At 71.4% G+C, this 11,903-nt stretch carries 10 protein-coding genes; 7 read left to right on the top strand and 3 right to left on the bottom strand.

Annotation, left to right across the window (positions count from 1 at the left end; all coding sequences use genetic code 11):
* Positions 1-100: 100 nt before the first annotated feature.
* The 3 genes from AB0M62_RS04280 to AB0M62_RS04290 are packed head-to-tail and all read left to right on the top strand — an operon-like array spanning position 101 to position 4,946.
* Entirely contained in the window at positions 101-1,156 is a 1,056-nt protein-coding gene (locus AB0M62_RS04280) for a MoxR family ATPase (protein WP_366072560.1), read from the top strand.
* Positions 1,156-2,520, top strand: coding sequence for a DUF58 domain-containing protein (locus tag AB0M62_RS04285; protein WP_366072561.1), 1,365 nt, complete (start codon positions 1,156-1,158; stop codon positions 2,518-2,520). Before AB0M62_RS04280 ends, AB0M62_RS04285 begins: the two co-directional genes overlap by 1 nt.
* Entirely contained in the window at positions 2,517-4,946 is a 2,430-nt protein-coding gene (locus AB0M62_RS04290; protein WP_366072562.1) for a DUF3488 and transglutaminase-like domain-containing protein, read from the top strand. Before AB0M62_RS04285 ends, AB0M62_RS04290 begins: the two co-directional genes overlap by 4 nt.
* Positions 4,947-5,208: 262 nt before the next feature.
* Here AB0M62_RS04290 and AB0M62_RS04295 read toward each other — a convergent pair whose 3' ends face one another.
* From AB0M62_RS04295 to AB0M62_RS04305, 3 genes are all read right to left on the bottom strand, one after another.
* Positions 5,209-5,613: a DUF3040 domain-containing protein gene (locus AB0M62_RS04295; RefSeq protein ID WP_366072563.1), complete on the bottom strand. Its 405-nt coding sequence runs from the start codon at positions 5,611-5,613 to the stop codon at positions 5,209-5,211.
* 250 nt (positions 5,614-5,863) lie between these two features.
* Positions 5,864-6,622 (bottom strand): methyltransferase, encoded by a 759-nt coding sequence (locus AB0M62_RS04300; protein ID WP_366072564.1) that lies wholly within the window; start codon positions 6,620-6,622, stop codon positions 5,864-5,866.
* A 94-nt stretch (positions 6,623-6,716) separates the two neighbouring features.
* A complete protein-coding gene (locus tag AB0M62_RS04305; RefSeq protein WP_366072565.1) occupies positions 6,717-7,244 on the bottom strand; it encodes an SAV_6107 family HEPN domain-containing protein in 528 nt (175 codons plus the stop codon).
* Between the two features lie 156 nt (positions 7,245-7,400).
* Between AB0M62_RS04305 and AB0M62_RS04310 the strand changes: the two genes are divergently transcribed.
* From AB0M62_RS04310 to AB0M62_RS04325, 4 genes are all read left to right on the top strand, one after another.
* Positions 7,401-8,318 (top strand): ATP-binding cassette domain-containing protein, encoded by a 918-nt coding sequence (locus tag AB0M62_RS04310; RefSeq protein WP_366072566.1) that lies wholly within the window; start codon positions 7,401-7,403, stop codon positions 8,316-8,318.
* Complete coding sequence (locus tag AB0M62_RS04315) at positions 8,290-10,374, top strand: YhgE/Pip domain-containing protein (protein ID WP_366072567.1); 2,085 nt, start codon at positions 8,290-8,292, stop codon at positions 10,372-10,374. Before AB0M62_RS04310 ends, AB0M62_RS04315 begins: the two co-directional genes overlap by 29 nt.
* Before the next feature lie 11 nt (positions 10,375-10,385).
* A complete protein-coding gene (locus AB0M62_RS04320; protein ID WP_366072568.1) occupies positions 10,386-10,997 on the top strand; it encodes a TetR/AcrR family transcriptional regulator in 612 nt (203 codons plus the stop codon).
* A gap of 278 nt (positions 10,998-11,275) precedes the next feature.
* Entirely contained in the window at positions 11,276-11,890 is a 615-nt protein-coding gene (locus tag AB0M62_RS04325) for a DUF4126 domain-containing protein (protein WP_366072570.1), read from the top strand.
* The last annotated feature ends 13 nt before the right edge of the window (positions 11,891-11,903 follow it).

The following is an 11,903-nucleotide window of genomic DNA, read 5'->3' on the forward strand; positions in this document are numbered from 1 at the left end:
TGGGGCACCCCCTCGGAACCGTCCGGGGGTGTGTCCGTGTTTCGCGGTGGGCCGGTCGCTCGTGATGGCGTCGGCCCCGGAAAGGGCCGAGGAGGGCCGGGTGACGACCTATGACGATCGAGCGAGCCTCACTGATCTGACCACCACAGCGGAGCGTGTCCGCAGGTCGGTGGAGGGTGTGATCGAGGGCAAGCCGGAGGTCGTACGGCTTTCGCTGACTGTGCTGCTGGCCGAAGGCCATCTGCTCATCGAAGACGTCCCGGGCGTGGGCAAGACCATGCTCGCCAAAGCGCTCGCGCGGTCGATCGACTGCTCGGCACAGCGCATCCAGTTCACACCTGACCTGCTGCCTTCGGACATCACCGGTGTGAGCATCTACGACCAGCAGCGGCGCGACTTCGAGTTCAAGCCCGGCGCGATCTTCGCCCAGATCGTGATCGGCGACGAGATCAACCGGGCTTCGCCCAAGACGCAGTCCGCGCTGCTGGAGTCGATGGAGGAGCGCCAGGTCACCATCGACGGGCAGACGTACGAGCTGCCGACTCCGTTCATGGTGGTCGCCACGCAGAACCCCGTGGAGATGGAGGGTACGTATCCCCTCCCCGAGGCGCAGCGTGACCGCTTCATGGCCCGTGTCTCGGTCGGCTATCCCAGCGCCGAGGCCGAGCTGCAGATGCTCGATGTGCACGGCGGGGTCTCGCCGCTGGACGATCTGCAGGCCGTGGCGCACGCGCACGACATGGTCAAGCTGATCGAGGCGGTGCGCGAGGTGTACGTCGCCGAGCCGATCCGCCGGTATGTGGTGGACCTCGTCTCCGCGACGCGCACCCACCCGGACCTCAGACTCGGGGCCTCGCCGCGCGCGACCCTGCATCTGCTGCGTGCGACCAAGGCCTCCGCCGCGCTGAGCGGGCGGGACTACGTCCTGCCCGACGACGTGCAGGAGCTGGCCGCGCCGGTGCTCGCACACCGGCTGCTGCCGACCGCGCAGGCCCAGCTGAACCGCCGCACCGCCGAACAGGTCGTCGCCGAGATCCTGCAGCGCACTCCCGTTCCGACTGCTTCCGCGCGGGGCACCCAGCCGCCCGCGGCGGCCGCACCGCGGGCCGCCGCTCCGGCGTACGGCCAGCAGCCGCCAGGCTCCCGGGGCTTCTGATGGCGGCCGGCGGGCCCGCGGCCCGGGCGGACGAGGACAAGGGCGGTCTGCGTGCGGCGCTCACCGGACTGACCACGCGAGGACGCTCCTTCCTCGCCGCGGGCGTTGCCGCGGCGATCTGCGCGTACGTACTGGGCCAGAGCGACCTGCTCCGGGTCGGGCTGTTCCTGGCGGTGCTGCCGCTGCTCTGCGCCTACGTCCTGCACCGCACCCGGTACCGGGTCTCCGGCAGCAGGCGGCTCTCCCCGTGCCGGGTGCCCGCGGGCTCCGAGGCGCGGGTGCACCTGCGCATGGACAACGTCTCCCGGCTGCCCACGGGGCTGCTGATGCTCCAGGACCGGGTGCCGTACGTCCTCGGGCCGCGGCCCCGATTCGTACTGGACCGGGTGGAGGCCGGCGGCCGGCGGGAGGTGTCGTACCGGGTGCGGTCCGACCTGCGCGGGCGCTATCCGCTGGGTCCGCTTCAGCTGCGGCTCACGGATCCGTTCGGCATGTGCGAGCTGACCCGGTCGTTCAGCGCGTACGACAATCTGACCGTGATCCCGCGGACCGAGCCGCTGCCCCCTGTGAAGCTTGCGGGAGAGTCCTCGGGGTACGGCGAGGGCAGGCAGCGCTCGCTGGCGCTGGCCGGCGAGGACGACGTGATCCCGCGCGGATACCGGCACGGCGACGATCTGCGCCGGGTCCACTGGCGGTCCACCGCGCGCTACGGCGAACTGATGGTGCGTCGTGAGGAGCAGCCCCAGCGCTCGCGCTGCACGGTCATGCTGGACACCCGCGAGATCGCGCACCAGGGCGCGGGACCGGACTCGGCCTTCGAATGGGCTGTGTCCGGGGCAGCTTCCGTCCTGGTCCACATGCTCGAACGGGGTTTCTCGGTCCGGCTGTTGACCGACACCGGCAATTCGGTGCCGAGCGAGGGGTCCGGCGGTTTCGCCGGTGCCACCCAGGAGTCGGCCGACGCGGCCGGCCTGATGATGGACACCCTCGCCGTCATCGACCAGTCCGACGGCGCGGGTCTCTCACGGGCGTACGACGTCATCCGAAGCGGCAACGAAGGACTGCTGGTCGCCTTCTTCGGCGATCTGGACGAGGAGCAGGCGGCCATGGCGGCCAGAATGCGGCAGCGCAGCGGGGGCGCGGTCGCCTTCGTACTGGACAGCGAGAGCTGGATGCACGGCCCCGCCGCGGCGGTGTCCGGGCCGGTCGAAGAGCGGCTGCGACTGCTGCGGGAGGCGGGCTGGACGGCCGTCTCGGTGCCTCCCGGGGTGTCTTTCTCGGACATGTGGCGCCAGGCAGGCTCGGCGGCGCAGTCCAAGGCCCCGACCGGCGGCCTCACGGGTACGTCGGGGGGATGGTCATGAGCGGTCGCACGAGGCTGGCGCTGTGCGCCTTTGCCGCCACCGTGCTGGCGTCCTGCGCGCTGCTGCCGCTGGTGCACCCGGCGACCTGGATCATCCAGGCGGGTTTCCTGGTGGCGGTGCAGAGCGGCGTGGGCGCCCTGGCCAGGCGGGTTCCGCTGGCCCGGTTCCTGACGGTCGCCGCCCAGGGGCTGGTGAGCCTGCTGCTGCTCACCGTGATCTTCGTCGGGGACCGGGCCGTCATCGGGGTGCTGCCCGGTCCGGACGCGTTCCAGGCCTTCGGGAACCTGCTGACGTCGGGCGCGGACGATGTCGGGCGGTACGCGACACCGGCGCCGGTGACCGATGGCATCCGGCTGATGCTCGTCGGCGGGGTGCTGCTCATCGGCCTGCTGGTCGACGCGATCGCCGTGACCTTCCGCAGCGCCGCCCCGGCGGGGCTGCCGCTGCTGGCGCTGTACTCGGTCGCGGCGGGGCTGACGCAGGGCGGCGCGAGCTGGCTGTGGTTCGTGCTGGCGGCCGCCGGCTATCTGCTGCTGCTCCTGGCCGAGGGCCGGGACCGGCTCTCCCAGTGGGGGCGGGTCTTCGGCGGCGCGGCTCGCGCACCGGGCCGGGTCGCGGCCGGGCTCGAGTCGGGCGGCGGCGCCGCACTGGCCCCGGTGCGCACGGGCCGGCGGATCGGCGCGGTCGCCCTCGGCATCGCGCTGGTCGTGCCGGCCGCCCTGCCCGCGCTGGACGGCGGTCTGCTGGACGGCACGGGCGACGGGGCCGGGTCTGGGTCCGGCGGCACCATTTCTGCGGTGAACCCGCTGGTCTCGCTGCAGAACAGCCTCAACACTCCCGAGGACCGCGAGGTGCTGCGGTACCGGACGAACGCCGAGCGTGTGCAGGACCAGTACATCCGGATCGTGGCGCTCGACCAGTTCGACGGCACCGAATGGAAGACGTCGACGCGCCGGCTGACCGACGTGCCGGACGGGCTGCCGAATCCGCCGGGGCTGAGCCGCTCGGTCGCCACCACCGAGGTCACGAGCAGCATCTCGGCGGCAGGCTGGTACGGGCAGACGTACCTGCCGATGCCCTATCCGGCCTCGGACGTGGACATCAAGGGGCGCTGGCGGTTCGAGCCGTCCGGCCGGACCCTGGTGGGCGACCGCGGGCAGTCGACGCGGGGAGTGCAGTACACGGTCAAGAATCTGGTCGTACGGCCCACGGCGCAGCAATTGGCGGAGGCCGCCCGGCCGCCGGCCGAGTTGCAGCGGCAGTACACCAAGGTTCCCGAGTCGCTGCCGGCGATCGTCAAGAGCACCGCGCTCAATGTCACCAGGGGTGCCTCGGACGACTACGGCAAGGCGGTGAAGCTCCAGGACTGGTTCGCGTCCAACGGCGGCTTCACGTACAACACCAAGGTCCGGTCCGGCACGGGCTCGACCGCGATCGTCAACTTCCTGAAGCAGAAAGAAGGGTTCTGCGTCCACTTCTCCTTCTCGATGGCGGCGATGGCCAGGACGCTGGGAATTCCGGCCCGTGTCTCGGTGGGCTTCACGCCCGGCACTGCGGGTTCGGACGGCAGCATGTCCGTGGGCCTGAGGGACGCGCACGCGTGGCCCGAGCTGTACTTCGAGGGAGTGGGCTGGACCCGCTTCGAGCCGACGCCGTCGCGCGGCAGCACGCCGGACTACACGCGTCCCCAGACCCCGTCCGGACAGCCCTCCAGTCCGGCCACGGACACGCCCCGCGAGTCGGCCGCGCCGTCGGCCGCCCCCTCGGTGTCGGACAACTGCCCCCCGCAGTTGCAGCGGCAGCAGGAGTGCGGCCCGGACCAGGCCCTGGGCGGAGGCGGGCCGACCGACTCCGGGTGGACGGGGCTGTTCCTCACCCTGCTGTGGGCCGTCCCCCTGGTGTTGCTGGCATTGCTGATTCCGCTGCTGCCCATGCTGTGGCGGATCCAGGTGCGGTCGCGACGGCTGGGCGGCTCCGACGGGCGTGCCCCGGCGGACGCGGCCGCTAGGACCCTGGCTGCCTGGCAGGAGGTCAACGACTCCGCGTGGGACATCGGCATCCTGCCCGACGACTCGCAGTCGCCACGGAAGGCTGCGGCACGGATCGTCAAAGCCGGCCGGCTGGACACGCAGGCCGCCGAGGCGGTCCACCGTGTCGCCGGCGCCGTCGAGCAGGTGCTCTACGCACCCGCGCCTCGGCCTGTCGTGGGTCTGGGGGACGATGTGCGCCGGGTGCGCGCGGGCCTCTGGGCCGGGCTGAGCCGGTGGACGCGTCTGCGGGCCCTGCTGGCGCCCCGTTCGGCTGTCCGGGTGGCCTGGGTGCTCTCCGAGCAGTGGGCCGGAGTCGCCGGCCGTCTGGCCGACGCCGGCCGGCGCGTCGAGCGGTGGACGGCGAGCGCCCGACGGCCTCTGCGGCAGCGGGGCTAGGACGATCTTCGAGGATCTGCCCGCGGCGTCCTGTGTCGGGCGGCGCGGGCGGGCGGCGCGGGCGGGCGGCGCGGGCCGCGCATGGTCCGGAAGAAGTCCCCAGGGGGCCGGTACGGTGGTCAGGCGGGAACCCCGGCATGAGAAGGCCGCACACTCCCCGCGTACGGATGTGGGTGAGGGGAGACCGCCCGAAGGCGGTCTCCCCTCACCCACATCCCGGGCTCTCGCCCGTCTGATCAGTCTCTGTGACTGGCGCGCACTGCTAGTGGCCTTCGTCGCGGCGGCGCTGCCACCGCTCCTCGATGCGGTTCATCATCGAGCGGCGCTGCCGGGCCTGTCGGCGTGTGGCCGTGCCACCCGGCGCACTCGCGCCGGACTGCGGTTGTTCACCGGGCTTGGGCGCTTTCCGCCAGCCCGTGACCGCAAGCACCGCGCAACCGAGCATGACGAGGAACCCCACCACGCTGACCCAGATCTGCTGTGCGACCATTCCGGCCATGAGGAGCGCGATACCCACCAGGAAGCCTGCGACTGCCTGGTAGACCCGTCGCCGGGTGTACGTACGCAGCCCGCTTCCCTCAAGCGCTGTCGCGAACTTGGGATCTTCGGCGTACAGCGCTCGCTCCATCTGCTCGAGCATTCGCTGCTCGTGCTCCGAGAGCGGCACGGGAGTCCTCCTCATCCGTCGGTCGCGGGGAGCGACCGGGGGGTCCCCTTCAGGATAGGCAGGGAATCGCCCCCGTGAAACCCGCCCCTCTACGCCAATTCGCCAAACCGGACGTCACAGCGATTCGGCTGCTGAGGCGTTGATTCCCCAACCTCCGATCCGTCATGCCGGACGGTGTCCCCCGATCATACGGCGCGGGACGGCCGATCGGGGGGCCTGTGGCGTACTCCATCCGCGACTGCGCCCCTGATCAGCCGCGCTTCTCCCCGAGAACGTGCAGCTGGGTGGCGACGGAATGGAAGGCCGGCAGCTCCGCCGCGGCCATCTCCAGCTTCAGCAGCGCGTCCACGGCGCCCGGCTCTGTGTCCACCAGAACGCCGGGAACGAGGTCCGCGAAAACCCTTACGCCATGAACAGCCCCGACCTCCAGACCGGCGTCGCCGACCAGCCCCGTGAGCTGCTCAGTGGTGAACCGCCGGGGCACGGGGTCACCTTCGCCCCAGCGGCCGGCCGGATCGCTGAGCGCCTGCCGTGCGTCGGTGAAGTGACCCGCCAGTGCCCGGGCCAGTACGGCGCCGCCCAGACCCGCGGCGAGCAGGCTGAGGGTGCCGGAGGGGCGAAGGGCCGAGACCACGTTCCGCACGCCCTCGGCGGGATTGTCCACGTACTCGAGGACACCGTGGCAGAGCACCACGTCGTACCCCTCGCTCTCGACCACGTCGAGCAGCCCCTGCACATCACCCTGGACCCCGCGGACCCGGTCCGCCACTCCGGCCTCTGCGACCCGGCGCTCAAGCCCGAAGAGCGCGTTGGGGCTCGGGTCCACCACCGTGACCCGGTGGCCCAGCCCGGCGACGGGCACCGCGAAGTTACCCGTGCCGCCGCCGGTGTCGAGAACGTCCAGCACGTCCCGCCCGGTCGCCTTGACCCTGCGCTCGAGAGCGTCCTTGAGCACCTCCCACACCACGGCGGTACGGAGGGATGCGCGGGGGCGGGTACGGTCCGACACGACAGATGACTCCTCGGCGCGGTGCCGCCGCGGGCGGCGGGGCTCGAACGGTGAACAGCGCACTCCACCCTATTGCCTGCCGCCGCCCGCCCGGTCACCCCGCGTCAGGCCGCTCGGCGCGTGGCTGCGGCAGTACCGGCTGGAGCACCAGCATCCGCTCCACCAGCCGCAGGAACATGGCCGCGTCGCGCAGCAGGTCGTCGGCGTCGCGGCTGCTGGCCGCGTCCCGTATGCCCGCCTCGGCCCGGGCCCTGCGCTGTGCTCCCGAGGCGAACAGAGCACTCCACTCGGTCAGTTCCGGCGCTATTTCGGGGAGGACCTCCCAGGCGCTTCGGATGCGCTGCCGCCGGCGCGGGCTGGTCTCGGGGCGACCGCGGGCGGCGAGTACGGCGGCGGCGGTGCGCAGAGCCGCGAGGTGGGCGGTGGCGTAGCGCTCGTTCGGGAAGCCCAGGACGGCGGCCTCTTCGAGTCCGGTACGCGCCTGGGCAAGCAGGTCGAGGGCTGCGGGCGGAGCGGTGGCACGGCGCAGCACGGGGTGGACATCGCTCGCGGGACCGGTCAGTGAGGGTGCAGGGCCGGTGGCGCGGCGCCGACGGGCGGCGGCTGCGGAAGAACTGGCCATGACGAACCTCCTGTCGTCGTGTGACGGCTCTGTGGCCGTATGTGTCCATCGTGGAGGCCCCCACTGACAATCACCCCTGACCAGGACTTTTTCCTCGCTCGCGCGTTCGGTGGTACTTTTTGCACTGACCGGTCAGTTCAAAAATGGGGAGGGTCCGTGGACAGCCCGCACGGCGCAGCCGTCACGGCCGAGGACTTCGGACTGAAGGGCCCACGCGGATGGGCCTTCCGGGGTGTGCGTCTCGACGCACACCCCGGGTCGCTCATCGCCGTCGAGGGCCCCTCGGGCTCCGGCCGCACCTGCTTGCTGCTCGCGCTCACAGGCCGGATGCGGCCCACCGAGGGCGCGGCCGAGATCGGCGGCCACCAACTGCCGAAGCGGATGGCCGCCGTACGGCGGATCTGTGCGCTGGGGCCCGTCTCCGGCGTCACGGATCTGGACCCTGCCCTCACCGTGGGCGAGCACATTCGTGAACGCGCGCTTCTGCAGCGCCGGTTCGGGGGTTCGGTACGGGCGCTGCTGCGGCCGCGCGCCGAGCGGGCCGCCGAGGCCCGCAACCGGGTCGACACCGCGCTGGCGGCCGCCGGCCTGGATCTCGAGACGCTGCCCAAAGGACCCCGTACGTCCGTGCGCGACCTGGAGCGGCTCGAAGCGCTGCGGCTGTCCGTGGCGCTCGCGCTGATCGGCGGCCCACGGCTGCTTGCGGTCGACGACGCGGACATGAAGCTTTCCGACTCGGAACGCGAGGAGGCGTGGGCACTGCTGCGGTCGGTCGCCGCCGGCGGAACGACGGTGGTGGCCGTGTGCAGCGAAGCGCCCGAGGACGCGGTGCGGGTCTCCACGGTGGCGGCGGAGCGGCCGGAGACGGCAGAGGCAGCGGAGGCCGACGGGCCCGAGGCCGACGAGCCCGCTCCGCACGACCCGGGAGAAGGCACCGCGGACGCCGCGGACAGCGACAGGGCCGGGGACCCCGACGGGGCCGAAGAGACCGCAGAGAACGAGACAACCGACAAGACCGGCGAGACCGACGAGAAGGGGGCGGCGGATGCGATCGCCGAAACTGGCCGCGCTTGAGCTGAAGCGCTTCGGCAGGGGCAAGCTGCCGCGAGCAGCGCTCGCGGCGCTCCTGCTGCTGCCGCTGCTGTACGGGGCGCTCTACCTGTGGTCGTTCTGGGACCCGTACGGGCGCCTCGACCGGATACCCGTCGCCCTCGTCAACGACGACAAGGGCGCCGTCGCCGGCGGCAAGAAGATCAGGGCCGGTGACGAGATCACCGAGGGACTGCACGACAGCAAGGTCTTCGAGTGGCACGAGGTCAGCGCCGCCGAAGCCCGCGAAGGCGTCGAGCAGGGAACGTACTACCTCTCCCTCACCATGCCGTCCGACTTCAGCAGCCGTATCGCCTCCAGCTCGGGCGACTCCCCCGAGACCGGCGCCCTGCAAGTGCGTACGAACGACGCCAACAACTACATCGTCGGCCAGATCTCGCGCACGGTGTTCTCCGAGGTGCGGACCGCCGCCTCGACCAACGCCTCCCGCTCCTTCCTCGACAAGATCTTCATCAACTTCTCCGACATCCATGGCGCGACCGAGAAGGCTGCCAAGGGGGCCGACACTCTCAAGAGCGGCATCGGCAAGGCCAAGAAGGGCTCGCAGGACCTGGCGACCGGTCTGGGTGACGCCAAGGAGGGCAGCCGCAAGCTGTCCGGCGGCATCAAGAAGCTCGACACTGGCGCCAGCGACCTTGAGTCGGGCGCGAAGGAGGTGGCCGCCGGAACCCAGACGCTCGCGGACAAGGTCAACGGGACCGCGGCGAAGGTGGGCCCGTTCCTGAAGGACAACGACAAGACCATCGGCGACACCGCCCAGATGGTGGCGGACGCCTCGCAGGCGATCCGGAACAACCTCGGCACGTTCGTGAAGGCCGCCCCGATCGCGGAGACCGCCTCCCGCAACGCCGCCGACGATCTGGCCGCCGTCCACACGGACCTCTGCGTGGACGCGCTCGTGCCCAACCCGGCGTGCTCCCAGCTGAAGCGGGCCAAGGACGCCGCCGCCGACTCGGCCAAGGTCGCCAAGGGCGTGAACAAGGTGGTCCAGGGCTACGAGGGCGACATGGCCAAGCTCGACGCCCAGCTGGCCACACTGCAGAAGCAGGCCCAGGCACTCGCGGACCGCGCACCCACCCTGGGTGAGGATCTGGACGCGGCGGTCGCCAAGATCAACGCGCTCAACACCGGCGCCAAGAAGGTCGCCAAGGGCGCCGACAAGCTGCACACCGGACTGACCACCGCCAAGACCGGCGCGAGCGACCTCGACTCCGGCATCGGCAGGCTCACGACGGGTGCCAACAGCCTGGACGGCGGCCTGTTCAAACTCGTCGGCGGCTCGGGCGACCTGGCCGGCGGTCTCCACGACGGAGCCGCCAGGATTCCCGACTACGACAAGGGCGAGCGGGACCAGCGCACCGAGGTCATGGCCGATCCCGTGCAGCTCGCGTCCCAGTCCCTGCACAAGGCTCCCAACTACGGCACTGGTTTCGCCCCGTACTTCATCCCGCTCTCGCTCTGGGTGGGCGCCATGGTGGCGTACATGCTGATTCAGCCACTCAACCGGCGTGCGCTCGCGGCGGGTGCCTCCGCCTGGCGCGTCGCTCTCGCCGGCTGGCTGCCCGTCGCGGCGCTCGGCGTCCTCCAGGTCGGAGCCCTGATGTCCGTACTGCACTGGGGGCTCGGCCTGCAGATGGAGCGGGCCGCCGGAACGGTGGGCTTCCTGGTCGTGGTGACAGGCTGCTTCGCCGCCATCGTCCAGTGGCTGAACGCCCGCTTCGGAGCGGCCGGGCGAATCCTCGTCCTGGCGGTGCTGATGCTCCAGCTGACGTCGGCGGGCGGCACCTACCCCGTGCAGACGAGTCCGGGCTTCTTCAATGCCATCCACCCCTACCTGCCCATGACTTACGTGGTCGAGGGGCTCCGCCGGCTCATCACCGGCGGCGGCCTCGGACCGGTGTGGCAGGGCTGTGCGGTGCTTCTCGGCTTCACCGCCGGGGCACTCGCGCTGACCGCGTGGACGGCCCGGCGCAAGCAGGTCTGGACCCTCGACCGCCTGCACCCGGAGCTGAGCCTGTGAGAATCGACCTCATGGACAGCAGCAGCACCAGACGGCAGGCCACCCGGCAGAAGCTCTACGAGGCGGCCGTCACGCTCATCGCCGAGCAGGGGTTCTCCGCTACGACGGTGGACGAGATCGCCGAGCGGGCGGGGGTCGCGAAGGGCACCGTCTATTACAACTTCGCGAGCAAGACCGTCCTGTTCGAGGAGCTGCTGACGCACGGTGTCGGGTTGCTCACCGCCTCGCTCCAGGCCTCGGCCGACGAGACGGAGAAACGCGGCGGCAGCAAGGTCGAGGCACTGGACGCGATGATCCGGGCCGGGCTGGTCTTCATCGACCGCTATCCGGCCTTCACCCAGCTGTACGTCGCCGAACTGTGGCGCACCAACCGCGCCTGGCAGTCCACGCTCCTCGTGGTGCGGCGGCAGGCGGTGGCCGTCGTCGAGAACGTGCTGCGGGAAGCCATCGAGAACGGCGAGCTCAGTTCGGAGGTCGACATCCCGCTGACGGCCGCGGCGCTGGTGGGGATGGTGCTGGTGGCGGCGCTCGACTGGCAGGCGTTCCAGCCGGAGCGGTCGATCGACGATGTCCACGCGGCGCTCTCGCGGCTGCTGCACGGCCGGGTGAGCGGGCGCGGGTAGCCGGTCCGGTCCGGGAAACGGCACCGGGCCGGCGAGGCTCGATCCCCCCGAGCCCCGCCGGCCCGGATGTTTCCCCCCGGCCGGCAGGGGTGCCACGCCGTATCCGCCGCCCCGTGTCGGCGGTGCCGGCGCCGCGCCCCTTCCGTGGCCCCCACTCTTCCGTCCCCGCCGGCCGGACCCATCCGCGCAGCTACTCATCTCCGTCACTGGGTACGGATACTCAGTCCTACGTGCTCATCCTCAGGACCGGCGACCGCCAACTGGTTACGATCACGTCCGTGTCCGTACTCCCCCTGGTCTTCACCAGCGGCTGGGCCAGCGGGATCAACGCCTACGCGGTGGTCCTCCTGCTCGGCGTCTTCGGCGCGACCGGCCTCTCCGACGAGGTGCCCGAGTCGCTGCAGCGCACCGACGTCCTGATCGTCGCGGGTGTGCTCTTCCTGTGCGAGGCCGTCGCCGACAAGATCCCGTACGTGGACTCGGCGTGGGACTCGGTGCACACCGTGATCCGGCCGCTGTCCGGTGCGGTCGTCGGCGCGCTCCTGGCCGGACAGAGCGGTTCCCTGTCCGATCTGGCGGCCGGCGCGGTGGGCGGCTCGACCGCGCTGCTGAGCCACTTCGTCAAAGCCGGTACGCGGATGGCGATCAACACCTCGCCCGAACCCGCGAGCAACTTCCTGATGAGTACGGCCGAGGACCTCGGCGTCGCCGGGATCATCACGTTCGCGATATTCAACCCGGAGGCAGCGGCGATCATCGCAGGCGTTCTGCTCCTGCTGGGCATCGTGATACTGGTCTTCCTCGCGTCCCGGATCCGCCGCTTCCTGCGCCGCCGAGCGCAGCGGCGCGAGGAGAAACGGCTCGCGGCCGGCAGCTCGTGGCCACCCGGCTGAACTGTCGGGGGCG

The sequence above is a fragment of the Streptomyces sp. NPDC051219 genome (assembly GCF_040682335.1).
GTDB lineage: Bacteria > Actinomycetota > Actinomycetes > Streptomycetales > Streptomycetaceae > Streptomyces.

Coding starts and splice junctions, on each gene's coding strand:
- AB0M62_RS04285 (WP_366072561.1), top strand. CDS start 1,156: ATGGCGGCCGGCGGGCCCGCGGCCCGGGCGGACGAGGACAAGGGCGGT.
- AB0M62_RS04290 (WP_366072562.1), top strand. CDS start 2,517: ATGAGCGGTCGCACGAGGCTGGCGCTGTGCGCCTTTGCCGCCACCGTG.
- AB0M62_RS04305 (WP_366072565.1), bottom strand. CDS start 7,244: ATGGCCAGTTCTTCCGCAGCCGCCGCCCGTCGGCGCCGCGCCACCGGC.
- AB0M62_RS04315 (WP_366072567.1), top strand. CDS start 8,290: ATGCGATCGCCGAAACTGGCCGCGCTTGAGCTGAAGCGCTTCGGCAGG.
- AB0M62_RS04320 (WP_366072568.1), top strand. CDS start 10,386: ATGGACAGCAGCAGCACCAGACGGCAGGCCACCCGGCAGAAGCTCTAC.